22 protein-coding genes and 2 pseudogenes are annotated in these 23,423 nt (G+C 37.6%); 2 read left to right on the top strand and 22 right to left on the bottom strand.

The annotated features are described in order from the left end of the window. Positions 1-267 precede the first annotated feature (267 nt). From QSE00_RS06250 to QSE00_RS06305, 12 genes and pseudogenes are all read right to left on the bottom strand, one after another. Positions 268-1,194: a BspA family leucine-rich repeat surface protein gene (locus QSE00_RS06250; protein WP_286105317.1), complete on the bottom strand. Its 927-nt coding sequence runs from the start codon at positions 1,192-1,194 to the stop codon at positions 268-270. A gap of 112 nt (positions 1,195-1,306) precedes the next feature. Beyond that, a complete protein-coding gene (locus tag QSE00_RS06255) occupies positions 1,307-2,329 on the bottom strand; it encodes a BspA family leucine-rich repeat surface protein (protein ID WP_286105318.1) in 1,023 nt (340 codons plus the stop codon). A gap of 122 nt (positions 2,330-2,451) precedes the next feature. Beyond that, a complete protein-coding gene (locus QSE00_RS06260; RefSeq protein WP_286105319.1) occupies positions 2,452-3,783 on the bottom strand; it encodes a Kelch repeat-containing protein in 1,332 nt (443 codons plus the stop codon). Between the two features lie 24 nt (positions 3,784-3,807). Beyond that, positions 3,808-4,002: a hypothetical protein gene (locus QSE00_RS06265; RefSeq protein ID WP_146216355.1), complete on the bottom strand. Its 195-nt coding sequence runs from the start codon at positions 4,000-4,002 to the stop codon at positions 3,808-3,810. Positions 4,003-4,155: 153 nt separating this feature from the next. Next, a complete protein-coding gene (locus QSE00_RS06270) occupies positions 4,156-4,758 on the bottom strand; it encodes a hypothetical protein (RefSeq protein ID WP_286105321.1) in 603 nt (200 codons plus the stop codon). Positions 4,759-4,877: 119 nt separating this feature from the next. After that, entirely contained in the window at positions 4,878-5,711 is an 834-nt protein-coding gene (locus QSE00_RS06275; protein WP_110357856.1) for a helix-turn-helix transcriptional regulator, read from the bottom strand. A 273-nt stretch (positions 5,712-5,984) separates the two neighbouring features. After that, positions 5,985-6,398, bottom strand: a pseudogene (locus QSE00_RS06280) (site-specific integrase); the annotation flags it as partial. A gap of 198 nt (positions 6,399-6,596) precedes the next feature. Next, the gene (locus tag QSE00_RS25160; RefSeq protein WP_353477447.1) at positions 6,597-6,773 is read right to left on the bottom strand and encodes a Rossmann-fold NAD(P)-binding domain-containing protein; all 177 of its coding nucleotides are present in this window, start codon (positions 6,771-6,773) and stop codon (positions 6,597-6,599) included. Between the two features lie 33 nt (positions 6,774-6,806). Then, positions 6,807-7,306: pseudogene (locus tag QSE00_RS06290) on the bottom strand (SDR family NAD(P)-dependent oxidoreductase); the annotation flags it as partial. Between the two features lie 332 nt (positions 7,307-7,638). Then, entirely contained in the window at positions 7,639-7,830 is a 192-nt protein-coding gene (locus QSE00_RS06295) for a hypothetical protein (protein ID WP_286105323.1), read from the bottom strand. Positions 7,831-7,909: 79 nt separating this feature from the next. Beyond that, positions 7,910-8,473: a carboxymuconolactone decarboxylase family protein gene (locus tag QSE00_RS06300; protein ID WP_286105324.1), complete on the bottom strand. Its 564-nt coding sequence runs from the start codon at positions 8,471-8,473 to the stop codon at positions 7,910-7,912. A gap of 78 nt (positions 8,474-8,551) precedes the next feature. After that, a complete protein-coding gene (locus QSE00_RS06305; protein ID WP_110357854.1) occupies positions 8,552-9,115 on the bottom strand; it encodes a TetR/AcrR family transcriptional regulator in 564 nt (187 codons plus the stop codon). Positions 9,116-9,621: 506 nt separating this feature from the next. Here QSE00_RS06305 and QSE00_RS06310 point away from each other — a divergent pair. Continuing rightward, the gene (locus QSE00_RS06310) at positions 9,622-9,858 is read left to right on the top strand and encodes a hypothetical protein (protein WP_286105325.1); all 237 of its coding nucleotides are present in this window, start codon (positions 9,622-9,624) and stop codon (positions 9,856-9,858) included. Between the two features lie 283 nt (positions 9,859-10,141). Here the strand turns inward: QSE00_RS06310 and QSE00_RS06315 are convergent, their stop codons facing one another. The 8 genes from QSE00_RS06315 to QSE00_RS06350 all read right to left on the bottom strand — a co-directional run bounded on the left by QSE00_RS06315 (position 10,142) and on the right by QSE00_RS06350 (position 20,037). Next, positions 10,142-11,350 carry a sensor histidine kinase gene (locus QSE00_RS06315; protein WP_286105326.1) on the bottom strand — a complete coding sequence of 403 codons (1,209 nt, stop codon included), beginning with the start codon at positions 11,348-11,350 and terminating at the stop codon, positions 10,142-10,144. A 307-nt stretch (positions 11,351-11,657) separates the two neighbouring features. Further along, a complete protein-coding gene (secA, locus tag QSE00_RS06320) occupies positions 11,658-15,017 on the bottom strand; it encodes a preprotein translocase subunit SecA (protein ID WP_110357851.1) in 3,360 nt (1,119 codons plus the stop codon). 172 nt (positions 15,018-15,189) lie between these two features. Continuing rightward, a complete protein-coding gene (locus QSE00_RS06325; RefSeq protein ID WP_013994285.1) occupies positions 15,190-15,414 on the bottom strand; it encodes a DUF2795 domain-containing protein in 225 nt (74 codons plus the stop codon). Positions 15,415-15,550: 136 nt separating this feature from the next. Beyond that, entirely contained in the window at positions 15,551-16,126 is a 576-nt protein-coding gene (locus tag QSE00_RS06330; RefSeq protein WP_110357849.1) for a cob(I)yrinic acid a,c-diamide adenosyltransferase, read from the bottom strand. A gap of 105 nt (positions 16,127-16,231) precedes the next feature. Beyond that, positions 16,232-16,387, bottom strand: a complete 156-nt coding sequence (locus QSE00_RS06335; RefSeq protein ID WP_286105328.1) for a hypothetical protein — start codon at positions 16,385-16,387, stop codon at positions 16,232-16,234. Between the two features lie 46 nt (positions 16,388-16,433). Further along, positions 16,434-16,940 carry a hypothetical protein gene (locus QSE00_RS06340; RefSeq protein ID WP_286105329.1) on the bottom strand — a complete coding sequence of 169 codons (507 nt, stop codon included), beginning with the start codon at positions 16,938-16,940 and terminating at the stop codon, positions 16,434-16,436. Between the two features lie 23 nt (positions 16,941-16,963). After that, positions 16,964-18,844 (bottom strand): ABC-F family ATP-binding cassette domain-containing protein, encoded by a 1,881-nt coding sequence (locus QSE00_RS06345; protein ID WP_110357847.1) that lies wholly within the window; start codon positions 18,842-18,844, stop codon positions 16,964-16,966. An 8-nt stretch (positions 18,845-18,852) separates the two neighbouring features. Beyond that, entirely contained in the window at positions 18,853-20,037 is a 1,185-nt protein-coding gene (locus tag QSE00_RS06350) for a lipoprotein N-acyltransferase Lnb domain-containing protein (protein WP_286105330.1), read from the bottom strand. A 198-nt stretch (positions 20,038-20,235) separates the two neighbouring features. Between QSE00_RS06350 and QSE00_RS06355 the strand changes: the two genes are divergently transcribed. After that, positions 20,236-20,997: a CDP-alcohol phosphatidyltransferase family protein gene (locus QSE00_RS06355; protein WP_286105331.1), complete on the top strand. Its 762-nt coding sequence runs from the start codon at positions 20,236-20,238 to the stop codon at positions 20,995-20,997. A gap of 190 nt (positions 20,998-21,187) precedes the next feature. On the opposite strand, the gene tatC is transcribed toward QSE00_RS06355, so the two are convergent. Beyond that, entirely contained in the window at positions 21,188-22,018 is an 831-nt protein-coding gene (gene tatC, locus QSE00_RS06360) for a twin-arginine translocase subunit TatC (RefSeq protein ID WP_286105332.1), read from the bottom strand. 662 nt (positions 22,019-22,680) lie between these two features. Next, positions 22,681-23,421, bottom strand: a complete 741-nt coding sequence (gene lptB, locus QSE00_RS06365) for an LPS export ABC transporter ATP-binding protein (RefSeq protein WP_093978757.1) — start codon at positions 23,419-23,421, stop codon at positions 22,681-22,683. Between the last annotated feature and the right edge of the window lie 2 nt (positions 23,422-23,423).

A 23,423-nucleotide genomic window follows, 5' to 3' on the forward strand; every position in this document is an offset into this window, starting at 1 on the left:
CATCTAATAATTCTATATGACTTTGAGCAAGTTCAAATTCTTCAATATCTTCAAGATAATGAGGAGGAAAACTATTGATAAATCACCATTTTCTAAATTTTATTTCAATGTGAAATGTTTTCTCATATTCTTCAGAGTCAGATGTATCTTCTGTATTTATTTCATCTTCATATATAAAATATCACCCTTCCTTTTCATTATACTCCCACACATATTGTGGATTGTAATCTATCTTCTCATATATAGTTATTATTAGAGGTTACTTTCTTAATTATTAAAACAAGTTCCCGCTGTTGGTAAGTTTACGTTTGTTAAACCACTATCAACTGAAAAGCTATTGCAAGCTGTTACATTGTCGGTTTCCCAAGCACTTAAGTCTTGATTAAAACTCTCCGCATTGTGAAACATATGATCCATACCAGTTACTTTACTAACATCCCAATTACTTATATCGCTGTTGAAGTTGGTTGCGTAATGGAATATATAGCTCATATTGGTTACATTACTAACATCCCAACCACTTATATCGCTGTTGAAGTTGGTTGCGTAATGGAACATATTTCTCATGCCAGTTACATTACTAACATCCCAATTACTTATGTCGCTGTTGAAATTAGTAGCGTAAGAGAACATATAATTCATATTGGTTACATTACTAACATCCCAATTGCTTATATCGCTGTTGAAGTTAGTTGCGCCATAGAACATGCGATACATAGTTATATTATTACCCAAGATAGGAATATCTGTAGCATTTATGCTGGTTAGGTTTTTACATTGAGAAAAAGCCTGATACATAGATTCCCAGACGATATTGCTACCCCAGTTTTCAATAGTTATTAGTTTGGCAGCATTGGAGTTAGACCCTGAATTAAAAGCTGGAAAATCTCCTGTTATGGTTACTGTGTGGATTCCTGCAGTAGTGTAACTATGCGTAATAGATTCAGTTACATTATTATCAATGTTTCCATCCCCCCAATCTACATTGTAATTATAGGGCGTCGTAATTCCCTCGTTAAAATCTTTTGTGATGGTAATTTCTTCATTAGCTACTGTTGTTTTCCAAGTGGTTATAAAACCTTTTTCTGTTATGGGTGTATTACTACCGCCATCATCATTTTTATTACAAGAGGTTACTATTAATATTAATGTACATACTAGAACTACTGTTTTTAAAATTTGTTTTGTTTTCATAGCTTGTTGTTTTTATTTAATAGGTTCCTACTGTTAGTGGCATTATGTACTTGAGTTTATTTTTACCCCCCTCAAGGTAATTGGTATGAGGGGATACGTTATTAATTATTATTTAAAAACAAGTTCCTGCTGTTGGTAGGTTTGTGTCTTCTAAACCAGAACTACCTGCTGAAAAGTTGGAGCAACTCGTTACATTGATAGTTGCCCAGCCACTTAAATCTTGATTGAATGAAGTCGCATCTTCAAACATAGAAGATAGCTCGGTTACATTGCTAACATCCCAATTACTTATATTGCTGTTAAAATTCGTCGCACCTTTGAACATGCCACTCATATAGGTTACCTTACTAACATCCCAATTACTTATATTACTGTTGAAGTTCGTAGCACCACTAAACATTTGGCCAATACTATTTACATTGCCAACATCCCAATCACTTATATCCCTGTTGAAGTTAGTAGCATCATAGAACATGTAATCCATACTGGTTACCTTACTAACATCCCAATTACTTATATCGCTGTTGAAGCTCGTAGCATTATAGAACATTAAAGACATATCGGTTACATTACTAACATCCCAATTGCTTATATCGCTGTTGAAGTTGATAGCAAAACTGAACATATAAGACATATCGGTTACATAACTTAAGTTAGGAGTATCTGTAGCATTTATGCCTGTTAGGTTTTCACATTGATAGAAAGCTTTTCTCATAGATTCCCATACTATATTGTCACCCCAGCTCTCAATAGTTAGTAGTTTGGCAGCATTGGAGGAATCTTCATGATTATAAATACCCGGAAAATCTCCTGTTATGGTTACTGTATGGATTCCTGCAGTAGTGTAACCATGCGTAATTGATTCGGTTACATTACTGTCAACGTTTCCATCTCCCCAATCTACCGTATAATTATAGGGAGTTGTAATAAAGTTGGAAGGGAATGTTTTGATGGAAATCTCTTCGTTAGCTACTGTTGTTTTCCAAGTGGTTATAAAACCTTTTTCTTTTATGGGTGTATTACTACCGCCATCATCATTTTTATTACAAGAGATTACCATTATTAAGGATGTAAATGCTAGTAATGCTGTTTTTAAAATTTGTTTTGTTTTCATAACATAACTAATATTGGACATACTCAAGATTAATGCGAGGAATAAGTTTGATAATAGAAAATTATTTTTCATGATATTTTTTGTTTAACTTAAAAATTTATAGATGTAGGTTGGTAACCAGGATAATGCTTTTTTATACTATATTAATCGTATTTCCATACATCATTAAATTTAGCATTAGTGCTAATTTCTCCTCCTCCAATTAGAAGCATAAAGTTTTGGTTTGATATCAAAGTAGAAGAAAAACGAGGTTCGTAACCAGCGTTTGAAACTTCTTTTTTCCAATAAACGCCGTCACTACTGGACCAGAAATCATTATAATGAAATTCTTCTATCTCATCTTCAAAAAATCCACTAGTAATCCAAATTTTCTCATTGAATACGGTGCTCTTAAAGAGTAAGCGTTTTGGGTAACTGCTTCCCGGATGTACTATTTGCGTCCAATTTTTTCCATCCTTTGAATACCAGACATCATTTTGGATTTCAAAGGTTGTACTTAATGCTCCGCCTATAACAAACATTTTATTGTCAAAGACCAAAGCTTCAAACCCATACCTAGCTAAATAGGGAGCAGCATTGGTCTCCTGTACCCAGTCTGCACCGTTGTTAGAACTCCAAATCTCTTCTGTACTTCCAGTAGTAGGGTCAAGAGGATTATCCAAACCACCTATGGCATATAATTTATCATTATAGCTGAGTAGTTTAGTTTGTCCTCGGGGGCTAAATCCAGTGTCAGCAGTTTCTTGTATCCAATTCACCCCATCTATTGAACTCCATACATCACTTAACAAATTACCACCTCCAAGACCTCCATAGATGAAAATCTTATCTTTAAAAACGGTGATTCCAAATTGACCGCGTCCAGTGAAACCTGCTTCTGCGGTTTCTTGTACCCATGTAATTCCATCCGCACTAGACCATACATCATTTTTTACATCTTCAATATTGGCGAAACCACCAATAACCCAGAATTTATCTTTAAAAAAAACGCTGCCATGTCCTTCTCTAACATCAAAAGGTGTAGATGCTACAAAGGCTTCTTCGCTAGTATTCAACGGGCGGGTTTCAAAGCTAAAAATATCGCTTTCAACAGTTCCCCCTTGGTTATCACGAGCAACTACTTTCCATGTAAAGGAACTGTTTATGGATAAAGGGTCGGTGAGGGTATAACTAGTTTCTGTGATACCTTGGGCTATAATAAGGGTTGGGTCGGGGGGTTGTTGATTGGCATTCAATTTGGGAACTAAGAAGCCGCCAGTAAGCACTTCTAAATATAGGTCGTAGACCACTGAATCACCATCTGGGTCCGTTGCTGCTTGCCAAGTAAAGACAGGGATCAACGAAACATTTTCCGCTTGGTTTTCAACAGTGAGCAAGTTAAAAGCTTCTGGAGCAATATTTGTGTGCTCACTATCGTCCTTTTTACAACTTGATAAAAGTAGGGTAAACAAGAGGATATAGATAGTTGTTTTCATTTGTTTGTAGTTTTGGCCTCGATTCTATTCCCTTTTAAATGTGAATATTACTGTAGGGTTTTCTATTTCTTGGTTTTCGTTAAGCGTTGTGCCGTATTCGCCATGAAATAGGGGTGTTTTTGTGTTTGAATCGAAAGTTACTGCACCTTTCCTATAGGTATTGGCTCTACCTGAAAGGTTAGAGAGATATGTTACGTATAAAATACCTTCTTCTATCATTTTATAGAATTGGGCTATTATTGCACTACGGTCCCGTAGCATAGTACTAAAACAGTATAAAAAGAGTAATGACTTGTTGTTTCATTAATTTAAACTTTTTAAAACGTAAACAAGGGACGTTTAAACAGCCCTTGTTTACGTTGGAAGAACGTATTATTCAGGAATATTGAAATGAGCGATTACTTCTTCATAACTCAATTTGGTAAAATCTACGGTTGCAGTTTTACTTCCTATACCACCTATTCCGGTACTTGCTTCAACACCACCAGGAATTAGAACATAGCGATACTGACCAAAAAGAGGATTACCTATAGAAGAACCATCTACACTTGCTAGCCTTATATTGATACTTCCTAATGCTAAACGGTAATAGTAAGACACCCCCGCTTCACCTATAAATGGCAGGGCAAATACATTAAGAGTTCCAGCTTTTCCATAGACTAGAACTGTACCTTGATCAAATATTTCTTGGCTTAAGCCGGCAACATCAATACTGCCATTTGCTGATGATGATGGAATATCACCATCCAAAGGAGAGTCTATCCAATCAGAATAAATAACATTTGCCGTTCCCGGTACGCCTTGTTCCCCATCTTCCCCATCTTCCCCATCTGCTCCATTAACACCATCTACTCCATTAACACCGTCTGCTCCATTAATACCATCTGCTCCATCTTCACCATCTGAACATGAAAAAATTGAAATAGATACCATAAGTATCATTAATAAATTGACTAATTTCATTTTTGCTTTCATAATTATATATTTTGTAATGAAGGGACAAATTTAAATATGAAAATCAATCAAGTCTTGTATAAAATGGACAGGCTCATTTAATTCTAAATGCTTGGATATGTTACAGGTTCTTGATCTTATTATTGCCGATTTTGTCTAAGAACCATTTGAACTAAGCTAACGTCTCCATTAATAAATTCACTTGGAGGAATTTGCATAAACTTTTTAAATTCTTTTGTGAAAGAAGGATGATCATAAAACCCACACTCTAGAGCCCATTTAGTTAAGGTTTCTTCTTTATTTTGATTGATAATGCTCATAATAGTGTTCCATTGCTGTGTTCTATAATATTTTTTAGGAGACATGCCTATTACTTTTTTGAATAAGCGAGAAAGATACCGTTGGTTCACACCTACTTTTTTGCAAATGTCCTCTACCCTGTTTTTATCTGCAACATCTGCTTGCATCAATGAGACAACGTTATTTATTAAAGGAATTTCAGGAAGTGCATTTGGCATTATACGTAATAGGTAGTTTTCAAAAACGTCTTGTATACTTTTTACATCTTTAGAACAATTTTCTAATTCATTTTCCAACATTTGTGCATCTATAGTAGAGAAATCGGCAGGAGGACTATTTGTAAATTTGCTTCCGTGCTTATGAAATAAACGATAAAACCCTGTAGGTGTAAACTCAATATAGATTTGTTTAACACAACCTTGATGTATTACGGTAATACCATCTTCTGTTATAGTACCTAATACAGAAGCTCCTTTGAGTAAAGGAATAGTTTCATGATTAATAATATGTCGCATGGGAGCTCCAAAGTAAAAAGAGAGTCCATTGGCACCTATGGGAGGTATAGAGTGAAACTGAGGTTCTACCGTTTCATTTTCAATATATGATATCCGCTTTACGAAAGGTTCTAAAGCTCTTTGTTTTAGTGGTAGTACTGTATATTTTAATATAGACATATTTTAACTTGAGTTAAATTGTAATATTAATGTAATAGCGATAAAAATAGAATCTACTCATGCTAAATGTAGTTAAAAATGTATGTGTAGATAGTTATACTGTATAAACGTCAAAAACTCTTCATTGGTTTTTTTGTCTATTAAACATTATTGAATAATACGGTTGTCTAGTAATAAAATATTTAGGAAATTTAAGGCAACCAAGAATTATTATTCACTTGACTAACAAGGTATTTTGCAACTTTAGAATCGTTTTTTATTTTAGAAAAAACTCTAAAAATAAATTAACATAATCTTTAACAAGTGCATATCGTTACTAACTTTTCTTTCAACTACTCTAGTATAAATTTGGGTCGTGGCCAATTTAGTATGACCTAGTAACTTCGATACGGTTTCTATAGGAACACCGTTGCTTAGAGTCACCGTAGTAGCGAACGTATGACGTGCCATATGAAAAGTTAGGTTCTTCTTTATACCACATTGGTCTGCTATTTCTTTTAGATAGCTGTGCAGTTTTTGGTTGGACAGCTTAGGTAGAAGATTAATTTTCTCATAGGTTCGGTAATCGTCTTTATATTTATCGATTAAGATTTCCGCTTTTGGCTACATTGGAATTTTAAACGGTGTGCCTGTTTTTACCCGTTCAGACATTATCCAAGGATTGCCGTCAACGCCAACCACAATATTAGCGGTCTGGTCAGGACTGGCACCCAAAAGTCCATAATTAATATCTGAGGATACAATAGCATCACCTAATATATCGGAGAATAGTTGACCATGCTGCCTAGTGTAATGCGCCTTGTTGAATTCTAGGCCCTCACTATTCGGATACATTACAGTTAATTTAATCAGATTATGAATTTTTAATATTTATTCCTAATAGGATTATTCAGAGAAATCTGCCATTACAATATTATCGGAAAAACTTTGATATGCCCCTTCAAATTGTTTGGCCATTTCGTCCGGAAACAAATGGATATCCCCAACATTAAGGGCATTTACAATACCTTCTGAAACCACAGAAGTGGCAGCTCCATCTTCAAAACCTGCTGTAGCTCCCATATCAGTTGCAATAGGACAGGGGCGAACACTAAGGACATGTACACCTTTAGCACCGAGCTCAGTTCTTAGACCCTGGGTAAGGGAATAGGAGGCCGCTTTCGAGGCAGAATAGGTAGAAAGTTGTGGGAAGTTTTGATAGATGCAATGGAGTTTAGTTGGACCAGGGCACCTTTATTTTTTTCCAATGTTTTGGCCAAAGTATTGGCAATACGGAGCAATCCAAAAGCATTTACTTCCAGGTTATAGGCAAAATCCTTTTCCTCATCATTGCCAAGGGTGGGGTAGGGGGGTCCTACTCCTGCATTGTTTACGACAATATCCACATCTTTAGTTTGTTCTGCCAATTGTTGAATGGAAGTTGCGTTGGCAACATCCGCTTTTATGGTTAACACCTTATTTCCATATTTCTCTTCCAAATATTTGGTAGATTCTGGGGTCAATCTCAAAAGTTGTGTGTGAATAGAAATAAGATAGAATTTTCTATCCCAAATTCCTGTTCTGTTCATTTTTTGTATCGCCCAAATACGTAGCATTCATGAATAACATGTATAGCTATTTTAGGACGGGTCATGTCCGGGGATAAGCCATAGATACTCCATAGATAGTCCATAGTTAGGCCGTATATGAAAATAGGGGAAAACAGGCTGGATCCACCCCTTTTTGGCGCGCTAAAATAGCTCCTTTTCAAGCCACTTTTTACCTTTCATGGACGGCACAATACGCTCCGGGATCCCTTGCGGAAAACGAAGCCAAAATGCAGTGTCTTTATTAGTGAAACTCAATTTTGAGAAGTCGATAAGACACAATTAAAATTGCAAGTTGAACTAACCCCGTCCTTTTCGGCGGGATCTAGGTTTAATATCTTTTATGTAGCTATTTTTTTCCAAAAGAATATTTGCATAAACACAACAATTGTTCCTGATCCAGATTCTGTATTACGGACGGCCAAATATACTTTTTTAGCACAGTGATTTATAAAAGATTCCACAATAGCTTTGCCAATTGCTCTATTTGCTCCTGTTACCAGTGCGACTTTGTTTGCAATTGAAATGCTCATAATTTTATTTTTTTAATATGCATTAATGATAGATCTTCCGAGTAAGAGGAAGGTTTAAGCTAATTATCTAATCAAGGAATTAGACTCCTACCTTGTCTTTGTTCCAGGTAAATTTTTGAAATGGAGCGTCAACCGGAGTGTTGGCAATATGGTTGGAATAGTTGCTTATTACTTTTTGTGATAGACCGAGGATGATTTCCAAAACTTGTCTTTCCGTGTAGCCCGTAGCATAGAATCTGTTCAATTCTTCTTCTGAAATATTACCGCGATTCCGAACAATAGATAGAGTAGTCTTATGTAATACCTGAAGTCTTTCTGTGGGCATTACGGTCCTGTTTCTCAAGGCTTCAGTTAAAGCCGGATCTACGTTCATCATATGGGCTATGCCTGTATGTGCCGGAATACAATAATGACATTCGTGCTCCACATTAATAGTTTGCCATACTACGGTTAATTCTTCGTTGTTAAAGGAAGAGTCCACAAATAATTGATGCAATGTCTGATATGCCTCTAGGATGCCGGGAGCACTGGCCAAAACCCCATGTAAACCAGGTATCATGCCAAAGGCTTTAACCGATTTTTGCAAAAAGGGCTTGCTTTCTTCCGGTGCGGATTCAATGTCGTGTACTTTTAATGTTGTCATAATTCAAATTTTAATTTATTGTTTATTTAATTCTGGATTTATTTCTAAGCAAATGCTTAGAAATGTGTTAAAAAAAAGTCAAAGGTTGTTGAATGCTGTTTCTATAAAATCTTCCAATTGCTCCCGTCTTAATATTTTGGAGGCCAACGAAAGTCCCAACATGGATGCCGCCAAGTAATTAGCTTGTTTATCGATACTTTCTTGGGCTTTATTTTTGTCTTGTTTTAAATTATTTGCAAATAGGGTTTTAATTTCATTAAAAAAACTCTTTAATTCTGTCATAATAATCGGATCCCCATGTTCTCCTAATTCATTTACGGTATTGGTCACCAAACATCCCTTTTTGCCATTATCATCTTTGGAGAATTCCAAAAAGTCGTAAAAATATTGTTTAATACCTATAACCCCGTTGTTCGATTTTTCTAGAATTTCCGTGATACGGTGTATCTTTTTTTTGTAGGACTTAATACATTCCAAAAAAACCCCGTTTTTACTTCCGAAACTTGAGTAAATGGAAAATTGGTTTATACCCATTTCTTTTTCCAACATACGAACTGAGGTATTCCCATACCCATTTCGCCAAAACAAGCCCATGGCTTTTTCTATTACCTCCTCTTCGTTATATTGTTTGCTACGTGCCATTTTTTAAATACTGGACAAAACTAGGCAGTTGCTTTGAAATAAAAAAAATATTTAACATGTTTTGTGACTTTCCCTACGGTTGTAGTTGTACTTCCCAAAAGGAGTTTTCGGCTGCCTGGATCATTGGTATAGTTACTTCTACATGATCGCCATTTTAGGGATACCCGTAGTTATTTGGAAGGAAGTTGCACATATTGGATAGGGCCACATCTGCGATTTCTAATTTTCATTATCGCTGACATCACTGTTCCAGAGTATACACATAAGTGCATTATGCAATTAATGTTAAGTCATGAAATGATATAAGATCAATAATTTCAACTAGGTAACATCGGGCAATTACTTCTTTTTCCGCTAAAGTGGATTTAGACTTCCTGACGTTTATCGACAATATTTTGCACATTAACAGCCCTTTTTCCACTGAACGAATAACAGTGCTTTTCAACGAATCGGAACCTATAAAAATACACTTGCCAAAGTTATATATATATAACAAAAAGCAAGTCATGAAATCCATATTTACCCTATCTCTAGCTTTATTTGTCGGAATGGCTGCAAAATCACAAAACGCTGCGGCCGAAGTAAAGGTTGATAGTGTTGCCATGAGTGTCATTGCTACTACTTTGGAAGAGGTTGTTTTAAAAAATGAGAACGCGGTTGCACGCTTGTATATGTTCAGAAATTCGAAGATTACCAAAGCATTGTCTTTTTCAACTAAATTAAACAAAGCCAAATTGGCCTAATACGATACACTAACCCACTGCCCCTAAACGGTCAGTCCCTAAATAGACCATTATGATATTATTTGCTCTTTTAATTATGGTATTTCTTGGACTTAGTCATATCATTATTTTCCCTAAAACGAAGGGGGTTCTTAGACCCTTGAAAGTGTCGGCAGAACAGGAAAGGAAATAAGCCGTTGTTTATAATTCAATTTTATGGCTATTGGGATTTTCCCTGGCCATTTTTTTTGAAAAGTAAAAATAAGAAGGACTATACCAATAAGTGTAACATCTACTTGTGGGGCTAGGTCTTAAACGGATGTTGAATATCGGAAAATTTAACAATGTAGTTCGTGCCTTTTTTGGAAGAATCCCTGTTCAATGATCCTTTTAATTGCCTGGACAGGTTATGGATAAGTTTTAGCCCCAGGGATTTGGTGTTCCTATGGCTAATGTCTTCGGGAAAGCCTTCGCCATCGTCACCAATATAAAGTATATAATCTTTAGCATTTGTTTTTACAAGTTCTATATGTATTTCCCCTTGATCATTATCCTTAATACCGTATTTAAGGGCATTGGTAATTACTTCGTTGATCAATAATCCCAATGGGATAGCCGTGTCTATCCCGAGTTTAATATCCGGGATTTTGATGTTGAGGGTTATATTGTTTTCAGTTCCTTTAAAGGAGCGTATTAGATAATCACTTAATTCCGCTACATAGGATTTGTATTCAATTTTGGACAGATCGTGGCGCATATATAACATCTCATGCACCATGGCCATGGAAATTACCCGGTTTTGACTGCTTTTTATTAAAGTTTTCATTCTAGGCTCTTCAATGCTTCTGGATTGAAGACTAAGTAAACTGGATACGGTTTGCAGGTTATTCTTTACTCTATGGTGAATCTCTTTTAAAAGCGTGTCCTTTTCCTTAATACGGGCCTCATTTTCGTTTCTGATCCTATGTAATTCGTTGTGGGCCTTAAGAAGGTTTTTTCCTATGACCCCGCCTAAGAGGTATACCGAGAAAAGAATACTAAAAAGCGCAAACATATTCTTACTTTCAACAGGGACCACGTTTTCAGTAAAATTAAATTCTGCTATACTTTGTGAATAAATCAGGATAATAATAAGCAGGTTTAAATTTAGGTAAACCCTACCATAAACCTTTGTGCTGATATAGCCGGCAAATACCACCAAGGCCAAAACAAAAATAAATGGACTGTTGATACCGCCACTGAATATGGTAATAATAACAGAGGAGCACAAGGCCATTATTGAGGTAATATTATAAGTTAATCCCAGTAGTTTGTGCCTGTGGAACAATAGGGTGTTGGCCAAATTTAAAGTGCCAAAGACAATAAAGGTAGCCGGAATTATTTCAGTGATCTTAAGGAGAAATATGCAGATAATACCAAAAATAATGGAGAGGACAGAGGAAATATAGTTGACCCTTAAAGTTAAACGGACTTTGTCCTTCAGTCGGTACTTATCCTGAGTGGGTATTTGCATTAAAAAATGGTTAATGGTTGTATTCTGAGGGTAAAGATAATCGTTTGAATTAAAGCGCGATGAATTTTAGGGTTAAAACAATACTTTTATAAAAATCCTTTTTCATGGCAGGTTGGATTTTAAATCTATTGATTTTCGGCCCAAATTTGCTCCATTCCAAGTCGTTTTTAATTTCATTTAGCCTTCAGAAAGAACCTTAGTGTTGTTATAAATATATTAAAATTTGGACAATAAAAAAGCGACGCCTGTTAAGGGTGTCGCTTTTTTTGGATGTACTATTTTAATTATGAGGTCATTGGCTGTTGTGCTAATCTTCTACAATTACCCATTCGCCTTTGTCCAAAAGCGGTTCTGCTTGTTTGTATTTTACCGTTTTGCTTTCACCGGACATTACATTCTTAATGGTGACCCTTTCGTTTCTCCCTATTTTAGCCTTTTCGCGCACAATGGTTTCGGTTACCTGTGGCCGTCCACCCTGATTTTGGCCTACAGCCCTGCTTTGGGCCGACATTTCATCGCTGTTGGGGATTTCCTCCTTGGAGGTCTTTAAGTTTTCCTTTGGCCTGCGAATATTTCTGGCCTCCTGGATTTCCGGACTCTGTGTTGGAAGCTCTCCTTTAAACAGGAAGGAGACGATTTCTTTGTTCACCTTTTCTATCATTCCCTTGAAAAGTTCAAAGGCCTCAAATTTGTAGATCAACAAAGGGTCCTTTTGTTCATGTACGGCCAATTGGACAGATTGTTTTAACTCATCCATTTTACGCAGATGTGTTTTCCAGGAATCGTCAATGATGGCCAGGGAAATGTTCTTTTCAAAATCCGTAATCAACTGGGTGCCATTGCTTTCATAGGCATCCTGTAGATTGGTAACCACGTTCAGGGATTTTATGCCATCTGTAAAAGGCACCACAATTCTTTCAAACTTATTTGCATTGTCTTCATATACCTTTTTTATAACCGGGAAGGCTGTGGCAGCATTGCGCTCCATTTTATTCTTATAGTGGGTATATGCAGTTTTATAAATAACATTCGCCATTTCCTGTACGCCCATTTTTGAGAAGTCATTTTCGCTAATAGGGGAGGTGATGGAGAAATATTTTATAAGTTCAAATTCAAAGTTTTTATAGTCGTTGGCCGCCTTGTTGGTATCCGCAATTACCTCACAGGTATCGTAGATCATATTGGCGATATCTACTTTAAGTCGCTCCCCTTGTAGGGCATGTCGTCTTCTTTTGTAGACTACTTCCCTTTGGGCGTTCATAACATCATCATACTCCAACAATCGCTTACGCACACCGAAATTATTTTCCTCCACTTTCTTTTGAGCACGCTCAATAGATTTTGTCATCATGGAATGTTGGATAACCTCACCTTCTTCCAAGCCCATTTTATCCATCATTTTGGCCACCCTGTCCGATCCGAACAACCGCATAAGGTTGTCTTCCAAGGAAACATAGAATTGAGAGCTTCCAGGATCTCCCTGTCGCCCTGAACGACCTCTAAGCTGCCTGTCCACCCTTCTTGAATCATGACGTTCCGTACCAACAATTGCCAAACCTCCGGCCTTCTTTACTTCTTCACTTAATTTAATATCGGTACCACGACCTGCCATGTTGGTAGCTATGGTTACCACGCCTGCATTTCCTGCTTCGGCTACAATATCCGCTTCCTTTTTATGCAATTTTGCATTCAGTACATTGTGGGGTACTTTCCTGATAGTTAACATACGGGAAAGAAGTTCCGAGATCTCGACAGAGGTGGTACCAATTAGTACTGGTCTACCGGATTGTGAAATTTTGGTTACCTCCTCAATAATGGCGTTGTATTTTTCGCGCTTGGTCTTGTAGATCAAGTCTTGTCTGTCATCTCTTGCAATAGGCCTGTTGGTAGGGATTTCCATAACATCCAACTTGTAGATTTCCCAAAATTCCCCTGCTTCGGTAACGGCTGTACCGGTCATCCCGGCCAATTTGCTATACATCCTAAAGTAGTTCTGTAAGGTTACGGTAGCAAAGGTTTGGGTCATTGCCTCGATCTTTACATTCTCTTTTGCTTCTATGGCTTGGTGCAATCCGTCCGAATAACGTCGGCCATCCATAATACGGCCTGTTTGTTCATCTACGATCATTACCTTGTTCTCCATAACCACATATTCCACATCCTTTTCAAAAAGGGTATATGCCTTCAACAGTTGGTTCATGGTATGGATACGTTCACTTTTAACGGCGAAGTCCTTGAACAACTCTTCCTTTAATTCGGCTTCCTTGTTTATTTCAAGATCCTGACTTTCAATTTTTGCTATTTCGCTGCCAATATCGGGCATTACAAAAAAGTCCTTTTCGCCATCCCCTGATAGATATTCGACCCCTTTTTCCGTGAGTTCAATTTGATTATTCTTTTCATCGATAACAAACCAAAGTTCTTCATCTACCTTCGGCATTTCCCGGTTGTTATCCTGCATATAAAAATTCTCGGTCTTTTGCAGTAATTGTTTTACCCCTTCTTCACTTAAGAATTTAATCAAGGCTTTGTTCTTTGGAAGGCCTCTATGTACACGTAACAATAGAAAACCGCCCTCTTTGGTATTCCCTTCGGCAATCAATTTTTTGGCCTCGGACAAAACTCCGGTCAAATAGGCGCGTTGCTTGCCAACAATATCACCTACTTTGGGCTTCAGTTCATTAAATTCATGACGATCGCCCTCCGGTACCGGGCCAGATATGATCAAGGGGGTACGGGCATCATCTACAAGAACGGAATCCACCTCATCCACTATGGCATAATTATGGGGCCTTTGTACCAGGTCGTTGGGAGTATGGGCCATATTATCCCTAAGATAATCAAAGCCAAACTCATTATTGGTGCCATAGGTAATATCCGCATTATAGGCAGCCCTACGTCCGTCCGAATTGGGTTGGTGTTTGTCTATACAATCTACAGAAAGCCCGTGGAATTCAAATATGGGCGCCATCCATGCACTATCCCTTTTGGCCAGATAATCGTTTACGGTAACCAAATGGGCTCCGTTTCCGGTTAGTGCGTTTAGATAGAGGGGTAGGGTTGCGACCAAGGTCTTACCTTCCCCTGTCTGCATTTCGGCAATTTTTCCTTGATGTAGGGCAATTCCCCCAATTAATTGCACATCATAATGTATCATGTCCCAAGTAACCTGCTTACCGGCGGCATCCCAAGAGTTTTTCCAGATGGCACTGTCGCCGTTCAAACTAACGTAATCTTTTGTGCCTGAAAGCAATCGGTCATATTCGGAAGCTTTAACCGTAATGGTTTCATTATTGGCAAAGCGTTTTGCCGTTTCTTTAACAACAGCAAAGGCCTCGGGCAATATTTCTGTCAAGGTTTTTTCGGAAATGGTATACATTTCCTCCTTTAGTTTGTCTATTTCCGCATAAATATCTTCGTTCTTGTCTATATCTGCAGACTCCTTTACTTCCTTTAGCAACTTGTCTATCTGCTCTTTGATCTCTTTGCAGTCTTCTTTTAATTTATTCTTAAAAAAAGTGGTTTTTTCCCGAAGTTCATCGTGGCTCAATTTTTCCAAGGCCGCTTCGAATGATTTTATTTGATCGACCAAAGGTTGTAGGTCCTTGACATCTTTCTTTGATTTATCCCCTACAAATACCTTTAATACTGAATTTAAAAAACTCATAATGATTTCTGTTATTAATGAAAGACTTGGTAAAAGCCTTTTCCATTGTACCTGCACGAAATATTTGGTTGGCACGTGCAATGCCATCTTTTGGATATAAGATTTCCAACATCAAAATTACGTAAAAAAAAAGCCTCATATGAGACTTTTTTGTTGTAATTCCGTTAATATTTTAATACTCGTCCTCGTTCCAAAGATAATCTTCTTCCGTAGGATAGTCTGGCCAAATCTCTTCGATTGATTCATAAATTTCCCCTCCTTCTTCCTCCATGGACTGTAGGTTCTCTACAACCTCCAAAGGTGCACCGGTTCTAATTGAGTAATCTATCAATTCGTCTTTTGTTGCGGGCCAGGGTGCATCACTTAGGTATGATGCCAATTCTAATGTCCAATACATCGTAATTATTTATTTTTAATATTTTGCAAAAGTAATTTTTAAACTGAAACAGCCAAGTTTTTTTACATAAAATTTATCTAATAAAGTTTCAGTTATATCGCTTTAATAATTTGATAACGAAGAATTAACGAATTTATTAGTCACCTTTCTCTGGAATCCACTTTATTTCCTCAGCATGCACATCATACGACAATTTCCGTGCCAATACAAATAGAAAATCGGAAAGTCTGTTAATATAGGATAATAAAATGTCGTCAACTGGCTCAAAATCGTTCAATTGGGAAACCAAACGCTCCGCTCTGCGGCAAATGGTCCTTGCAATATGACAATATGACACTGTTGTATGTCCGCCGGGCAATATAAAATGGGTCATAGGTGGCAAGTGCTCTTCCATTTGGTCTATTTCTTTCTCCAGAAGGTCTATATCCCCATTGTTAATTTTAGGAATATTCAATCGGTCTTTACCGTTTTTTAATTTTTCTTTCTTGGGATCAATGGCCAAAAGGGCTCCTATGGTAAACAGTTTCTCCTGAATTTTTATCAATACCTCTTTGGAGGATGTCTCCATTGGCTGGTCCCTGATCAATCCGATCCAGGAATTGAGTTCGTCCAAGGTGCCATAACTTTCTATTCGGATATGGTGTTTGGGTACGCGCGTACCGCCAAACAGAGCTGTTGTGCCATCATCGCCTGTCTTGGTGTAGATTTTCATTCCGGTCAATGTATATTAGTTTAAGGAATATTTATTTTATGGATAATAGTAGAGGGTAGGGCTGGTCAACACTGCTTTCTGTTTGGAAACCGGTCTTCTATTGTTTTATCCTTGGTCTTTGGACTTACTTCTATCCTCCCGCTTATAATCTTCCATGAATTTTCTTGATTTTCGGTCTCTTGATTTTCTTTTGGTAAACCCTTGGGCAACAAAGAAAACTACTACTAGTACAGCAAATACTATGTAAATTACGTAGTCCATAAGTCCAAATTTTTAGAGTTTCTTTTGCTTCTTTAAAAATACGGGTTTAAATCCGAATCTTAAAATGCTCCTTAACCTGTTCCCTTCTAAAAAATACCAGGCCACAGTAAAAAAGGTCTATGGTAACCCTTACTTGGTCCAATTCCTTTATACTACTCCATAGTTTCCCCGTATCTTTTGTTTGGTATATATTGTTAATGAAAACAACGGTATCGTTGGTGATACTACTGTTCTGAACAATTGTTTTATTTACCATTGCCAAATCCAAACGATCAATATATATTAATTCGTCGGAGGTGTTGGTGAAAGTTACTTTTTTAAAATATTGCGATAATTCTTTTTCCAAGGCAATATTGGTAGGTGTCAAATGTATCGTGTGAAGATCAAAATACGAGATTGTCTTAAACAGAACATTATGGGATTTTGAAGGTCTATACCGAGGGTCGGCGTAAAGACATTTTGTTATATACCGGTAAACAAAAGGGGAGTGTATCCCGTGCTGGTTCTTGGATGTAAGCCTGAACTTTATAAATGCGAATAGCTTAAATAACATATTATACTTTGAAAGGACAGGATTTATTCGTCCATGGACATGGAAAGTTCAAACCAGCGTTCCGTTTTTGTCTCAATGGCATCCGTAATTGTTTTGAGCTCAATGGACAATTGGGAAATATCCTCACCTGAAAGGGTACTGTCCGTAAACTTATTTTGGATTTCCACCTTTTTGGATTCCAATTTTTGGATTTCCTTTTCCAATTGCTTGTATTCCTTTTGTTCCAAAAAGGACAGCTTTTTTCCTGTTTCTTCCTCTTTCCAAGTGTTCTTTGTACTTTTTAGTTCGTTGGCTTTTTCCTTGGATGCTTTGTTTTCCTGTATGTTGCTATCCTCGTAAGTTCTGAAATCGGAATAGTTGCCAGGGAAGTCCTCAATTTCTGCATTTCCCCTAAAAACAAAGAGATGGTCCACTATCTTATCCATAAAATAACGGTCATGGGACACCACTAGAAGACAACCGGGAAAATCGAGCAGAAAACTTTCCAATACGTTCAAGGTTACAATGTCCAGATCATTGGTTGGCTCGTCCAAGATTAGAAAGTTTGGGTTTTGTATCAGTACGGTACACAGGTACAGTCGCTTACGTTCCCCTCCGCTTAATTTTTCTACAAAGTCATATTGTTTTTTCCGGTCGAATAGAAAACGTTCCAATAGTTGCTGGGCAGAAATTTGTTTCCCCTTCATCAAGGGAATGTAATCCCCGAATTCGCGAATGACGTCGATAACTTTCTGACCTTCTTTTATGGTAATGCCCTTTTGGGTGTAATAGCCAAACTTAATGGTCTCTCCTATGATGACCTTGCCGCTGTCCGGTTGTACGGAGCCACTCAGTATATTTAAAAAGGTAGATTTTCCTGTGCCATTTTTTCCTATAATGCCAATGCGTTCCCCCTTTAGGAAATTATATTCAAATTTGTCCAGAATGGGCTTGTTCGGGAAGGATTTGGAAATTTTATGGAGCTCCACAATTTTGCTCCCCATCCGTTCCATATTAATTTCCAATTGTACCTCGTGTTCCTTTCTACGTTGGCTTGCCTTTTCCTTGATAGTATGAAAATCGTCGATTCTGGATTTCGATTTTGTGGTCCGTGCTTTGGGCTGCCTACGCATCCAATCCAGTTCTTTCTTGAACAGTATTTTGGATTTGTGCTGTTCCACGGCTTCTTGTTCTATACGGGCTTCCTTTTTTTCCAAATAGTAGGAATAATTGCCCTTGTAGGAATACAATTGTCCATTGTCCAGTTCAATGATTTCATTGCAGACCCGTTCCAGAAAATATCGGTCGTGGGTAACCATAAACAGGGTCATGTTTTCTTTGGCAAAATACTGTTCCAGCCATTCGATCATTTCCAGATCCAAATGGTTGGTAGGTTCATCCAATATAAGTAGGTCTGGCCTGTTTATCAAGGCATTGGCCAATGCCAATCGTTTCTTTTGACCCCCTGAAAGTAGTCCTACCTTTACATCTAGATCTTCTAATTTTAATTTGAACAGGATTTGCTTGTACTGCGTTTCAAAATCCCATGCGTCATAGCGTTCCATAGCTTCAAAGGCCTTTTGGTAAGCGTCCGCATCTTCTGGATCCAGAAGGGCATGTTCGTAGTTTTGAATAACTTTTAATACCTCGTTGTCCGATGCAAAGATGGTTTCCTCAACGGTCAATTTGGGATCTAGGTCCGGTTCTTGTTCCAAAAATGAAATTCGAATGCCCTTACGGCTATTTATCTGACCACTATCCGATGCATCCTTGCCCGAAAGTATATTTAAAATGGAAGTCTTACCACTTCCATTTTTGGCAATTAATGCAATCTTCTGGTCCTTGTTGATGCCAAAGGAAATATTTGAAAAAAGTGACAGCTCGCCAAATGATTTGGATATGTTTTCAACGGTAAGTAGGTTCATCTAAGGTGTTATTTTAAACTAATGTGTTGTTGGAAATACTTCCATAAAAAAAGATATCTCACGCCAAGCATAATCCAAAGGGGTATTGCCAAGGGGGAGAACACCTGAACTTTGAAAATTGCCAATACCAAGGTCAAGCCCAATAGTCCCAACAGAATTAGTAAGTACTTGGGTAGCCAACCAGGAGCGTTGTTCTTTTTAACAAGGGTAAAGCCTACAATTAAATTTAACGGAAATACCCATAGGATATTAAAGTTGTTGGCCGTAGCCGTATGATCGGTAAAAAACCAAAGAAAAATCAGCAGGGCACCGGCCAGTCCTGTTACAAAAAACAGTATGGAGTCTATGACCCTGGATCTTACGTTATTCTTAAAGTCGATATAGGTAATGGTCAAAACAAACAATAACATTGCCAATATCCAAAATAGGGGGGAGGCTAAAAAATACTCCTTTCCCTTCTTTTTTACGGTAGTTAAAATTGATCTTTCCCTATTTACTAGATGGTGTTCGGACAATGTGGTATTGCCCAATTGTTCCATTACATAAATGGGTAAAAACATATGTTCCATAATCGTAGCAGTTCTGTCTATTACTGCTCCCAACGCCAAATCTATACCAAAACTGGACCATGAATTGGTGGTTAGGTTTTGGTGTATAAGCTGCCTAAAGGTGTAATTTTTTTCCAAATGGCCTTCTTTAAAATTGAGGTTTTTACCCAGGGACTCCTGTAAAACATCCCCTATTTTAGTGGCGCAATTGTTAAAAAAGAAATCGTATTTATAATCCCTATTTTCCGGGCGATAATTATTTTCCAGATATTGGAACAATTTATTCTTTTCTGTGGGGGTAAGTTGCAAGAGCTGTTCTTTTACCCATCTATTTTCCATTTCGTAGGCGTACAAAAAATTGGGCATATTTTGCTTGCTTAGGGAATAGTACAATTTACCCATCGCAAACTCCACATAGAACATGGGCGGATCAAAATTAAAAGTCCCGTAATTATAAACCCAATCTATACCTTGGGTTGGATCCTGTATTCTGAAAGCGCTGTGACCGAAGGTGGTATATAGGTCACTGCCAGAACCACAGGTTAGAACGCTAATTTGGGATTCGGGGGATAATTCCCTTACCTGTGCCGCACAGTGGAACATCAGGCCCAAAAAAAATGCAGTAAAAAGAATTCTTTTGCTCATATACAATTGGGAGCCACTATTTTTTAAAAATACCAACGCAAATATCGAATAAATTATAGGATTTATGTGCCATAAACCAAGCTATTATAAAAAACAGGATATATTTTAACAGCATTTTTTAATAAATGGTATTTTTACATGACGATACCTAAGTTGCGATGTGCAAATGTTGGAGTTAAACCAAGTAAAATAAGACCTATGAAGCGCCATATACCCAATTTTATTACCTTGTTGAATGTTTTTTGCGGTTGTATCGCCACTGTGTTTGCGGTTTTGAACAAGTTGGAGGTGGCCGCTTTTTTTGTCTTTTTAGGTATATTTTTTGATTTTTTTGATGGATTGGCAGCAAGGGCCTTGAATGTGAAAAGTGAGCTGGGGCTGCAATTGGATTCCCTGGCCGATGTAATAACAAGTGGCCTGGTACCGGGTATAGTAATGTTTCAACTATTGAGGATGTCTTATAGCGGAGGGTGGAACATTGGTCTTCAGGCCAATACACCGGATACCATACAGTGGGCTGTATTCAACATTCCGTTGATTCCCTTTTTTGGGTTCTTGATTACCTTGGCCTCTGCTTATCGCTTGGCAAAATTTAATCTGGATGAAAATCAGGTTTCCTCCTTTGTAGGGCTCCCAACACCTGCCAATGCATTGTTGATACTTTCCTTTCCCTTAATATTACTATATCACAACAATGATTTTTTAAATACCATAATTTTAAATCAATGGTTCTTGATCGGGACTACGCTATTGAGTTCGTATCTACTGAACGCCCCTATTGGTTTGTTTGCGTTGAAGTTTAAAAATTGGAGTTTCCGGGATAACGCCCTTCGCTATATTTTTATAGTGGTGAGTTTTGTGCTGATCCTCACCATTAAATTTATGGCCATTCCTGCCATAATTGCTATCTACATTATTAGTTCGTTAGTTAACCAAATGGGAACAAAATCCATTGGTTAGCCCATTTTTTAATTGATTATGGGGCTATGGACAAAAAGTTCTGTAAAAGTGGGGACTTAAAATACAAGAATTAGGATTAGGGCCACAAGTGTTGTTCCTGACCCCAAATTACTGGCACTATAATTTTATTGTTGTTGTTTAAGGACTTTATGCTCCCTGTGGAGGATAGTCCTTACATTCCTATGTTTGATCAGACATTTTTTCTTTGTTTTTTCGCATCTCTTTTCAATACCATCTTGGAGATATAGATACTTACTTGATAAAGGATTAAAATAGGGATTGCTACAATAATCTGGCTTACTACATCTGGAGGGGTTATAACTGCAGAAATAGTTAGAACCAATACCAGTGCAATCTTCCTGTATTTAATCAATATTTCGGGAGTTACCAATCCCAATTTGGTTAAAAAATATATGACGATTGGCAATTCAAAAATTAAACCACATGAAATTACTGAAATCCTTACGGTGGAGATGTACGATAGAAGATCTATTTCCCTTACCACAGACTCACTGATAGAATAGCCTCCTAAAAAGTTTATGGATAATGGGGCCACCACATAATATCCGAACAACACCCCCATAAAGAATAGGGAGGAGGCTATAAAGATAAATCCACGGGCATTCTCACGCTCATTGTTATGCAGGCCAGGGGCGATAAATTTCCAAAGTTCATAGAGTACATAAGGGAAGCCAATGATAAAACCGGCCCAAATGGAAGTCCAGATATGTGCGGAGAATTGTTCGGACATTTGCCTGCTCTGTACCGTAAATTCGGGTTGTGTATTACAAAAGGATTCACTAAAACCTAGCATCTTGGAAAAGTCACAAAACACGTGATAGGTAGGGAAATTGGGCATCATTGGGCCAAATATGACCGTATCAAAAATAAAACTTTTCATTAAAAAGGCTATCCCTCCAATAATAACTACGGCAAAAGTTGATCGTATTAAATGCCATCTCAATTCTTCCAAATGGTCCAGGAAGGACATTTCATTTGGGTTTTTAGTCGCTTTTGCCATTACAGTATGCCTGCTTTAATTAATTTGCATAAATGTACTATTTCCTTGTAGTTCTCCATATCAACAAGCCATATTTGTTATGTGCTATTGGACTGCATTTTTCATAAAGCCTTTAGGCAAGGGCATCCGAAGCTATTGTTTTAGGGGTATTGAGCTCGTCCAATGATGCCAACAGTTATTAATGTAATTATTTTTAAACCTTCAGCGGGGTGTACCATTTTTTCAAAAACTTCTTTGATTACGGATTTAGCGTTACGATTGGTGCGGATCTTTGAGATTTGACCATCACGCTATAACATTTATACTTATTTGTAATTCATTACCTGGAGCAGCTTCTGGGGGATATTTTGCGAAGTCTTTTAAAGCCCTTGAGTTTCAATAGAAAGATAATCAGGTCATTCCATATGACCAATCGGGCCGTTGTGCTGGTAGTGGAGGCCAAATTGTTAGGGCATGCTGGTTGCGGCCGCAACATAAAGAGTTCTATTATCAAATAGGAGAATTTGGTTTAAGTCCATTAGTGTGTACTTGGGTCCAAATTACAGGTCCATAATTTGGGTTTTAACAAAGCGGGTACTTGGAAGGTTTTATAAGGAAGAATGTGCTATAAATATCTGGTTGTTGGATATCTAAAAATATTATATGATAAGGGCTGCTAAGTGCTAAAAATCCAACTTCTTCCTGCGAAGTTCAAAATTCTGTCCCAAATATACTTTGCGGACCATTTCATCTGCAGCCAAGTCCTCGGGAATTCCTGATTTGAGGATGCCACCTTCAAACATAAGATAGGAACGCTCTGTAATGGCCAAGGTTTCCTGAACGTTGTGGTCTGTAATTAGGATACCGATATTTTTATTTTTAAGTTGGGCCACAATTCTCTGAATGTCTTCAACGGCCACGGGATCTACTCCGGCGAAGGGTTCATCCAATAAGATGAATTTTGGATCTGTGGCCAGGGCCCTTGCAATCTCTGTCCGTCTTCTTTCACCGCCCGATAAAAGATCGCCCCTGTTTTTGCGTATATGTCCAAGTCCAAATTCCTCAATGAGCGATTCCATCTTCATTAACTGTTCCTTTTTGCTCAATTTGGTCAATTGCAGCACGCTAAGAATATTTTTTTCAATACTCAATTTTCTAAATACAGAGGCTTCCTGAGCTAAATATCCAATGCCATTTTGCGCTCTTTTGTACATGGGGAAGCGCGTTATCTCCTTTTTATCCAGATAAATATTGCCTCCATTGGGTTTTATCAACCCAACGATCATATAGAAAGATGTTGTTTTTCCGGCACCATTGGGCCCCAATAAACCTACTATCTCACCTTGGTTTACCTCCAATGAAATTCCTTTAACTACCTGTCGCCCTCGGTAGGACTTCATTATATTATCTGCTCTTAGCTTCATAG

It is taken from the genome of Arenibacter flavimaris (assembly GCF_030291335.1).
In the GTDB taxonomy this organism is placed as follows: domain Bacteria; phylum Bacteroidota; class Bacteroidia; order Flavobacteriales; family Flavobacteriaceae; genus Arenibacter.

Excerpts from the sequence above, each read along its gene's own strand:
- QSE00_RS06250 (WP_286105317.1), bottom strand. The coding sequence starts at position 1,194 with ATGAAAACAAAACAAATTTTAAAAACAGTAGTTCTAGTATGTACATTA.
- QSE00_RS06255 (WP_286105318.1), bottom strand. The coding sequence starts at position 2,329 with ATGTCCAATATTAGTTATGTTATGAAAACAAAACAAATTTTAAAAACA.
- QSE00_RS06260 (WP_286105319.1), bottom strand. The coding sequence starts at position 3,783 with ATGAAAACAACTATCTATATCCTCTTGTTTACCCTACTTTTATCAAGT.
- QSE00_RS06265 (WP_146216355.1), bottom strand. The coding sequence starts at position 4,002 with ATGATAGAAGAAGGTATTTTATACGTAACATATCTCTCTAACCTTTCA.
- QSE00_RS06270 (WP_286105321.1), bottom strand. The coding sequence starts at position 4,758 with ATGAAAGCAAAAATGAAATTAGTCAATTTATTAATGATACTTATGGTA.
- QSE00_RS06275 (WP_110357856.1), bottom strand. The coding sequence starts at position 5,711 with ATGTCTATATTAAAATATACAGTACTACCACTAAAACAAAGAGCTTTA.
- QSE00_RS25160 (WP_353477447.1), bottom strand. The coding sequence starts at position 6,773 with ATGGGAGCTACAGCAGGTTTTGAAGATGGAGCTGCCACTTCTGTGGTT.
- QSE00_RS06295 (WP_286105323.1), bottom strand. The coding sequence starts at position 7,830 with ATGAGCATTTCAATTGCAAACAAAGTCGCACTGGTAACAGGAGCAAAT.
- QSE00_RS06300 (WP_286105324.1), bottom strand. The coding sequence starts at position 8,473 with ATGACAACATTAAAAGTACACGACATTGAATCCGCACCGGAAGAAAGC.
- QSE00_RS06305 (WP_110357854.1), bottom strand. The coding sequence starts at position 9,115 with ATGGCACGTAGCAAACAATATAACGAAGAGGAGGTAATAGAAAAAGCC.
- QSE00_RS06310 (WP_286105325.1), top strand. The coding sequence starts at position 9,622 with ATGAAATCCATATTTACCCTATCTCTAGCTTTATTTGTCGGAATGGCT.
- QSE00_RS06315 (WP_286105326.1), bottom strand. The coding sequence starts at position 11,350 with ATGCAAATACCCACTCAGGATAAGTACCGACTGAAGGACAAAGTCCGT.
- secA (WP_110357851.1), bottom strand. The coding sequence starts at position 15,017 with ATGAGTTTTTTAAATTCAGTATTAAAGGTATTTGTAGGGGATAAATCA.
- QSE00_RS06325 (WP_013994285.1), bottom strand. The coding sequence starts at position 15,414 with ATGTATTGGACATTAGAATTGGCATCATACCTAAGTGATGCACCCTGG.
- QSE00_RS06330 (WP_110357849.1), bottom strand. The coding sequence starts at position 16,126 with ATGAAAATCTACACCAAGACAGGCGATGATGGCACAACAGCTCTGTTT.
- QSE00_RS06335 (WP_286105328.1), bottom strand. The coding sequence starts at position 16,387 with ATGGACTACGTAATTTACATAGTATTTGCTGTACTAGTAGTAGTTTTC.
- QSE00_RS06340 (WP_286105329.1), bottom strand. The coding sequence starts at position 16,940 with ATGTTATTTAAGCTATTCGCATTTATAAAGTTCAGGCTTACATCCAAG.
- QSE00_RS06345 (WP_110357847.1), bottom strand. The coding sequence starts at position 18,844 with ATGAACCTACTTACCGTTGAAAACATATCCAAATCATTTGGCGAGCTG.
- QSE00_RS06350 (WP_286105330.1), bottom strand. The coding sequence starts at position 20,037 with ATGAGCAAAAGAATTCTTTTTACTGCATTTTTTTTGGGCCTGATGTTC.
- QSE00_RS06355 (WP_286105331.1), top strand. The coding sequence starts at position 20,236 with ATGAAGCGCCATATACCCAATTTTATTACCTTGTTGAATGTTTTTTGC.
- tatC (WP_286105332.1), bottom strand. The coding sequence starts at position 22,018 with ATGGCAAAAGCGACTAAAAACCCAAATGAAATGTCCTTCCTGGACCAT.
- lptB (WP_093978757.1), bottom strand. The coding sequence starts at position 23,421 with ATGAAGCTAAGAGCAGATAATATAATGAAGTCCTACCGAGGGCGACAG.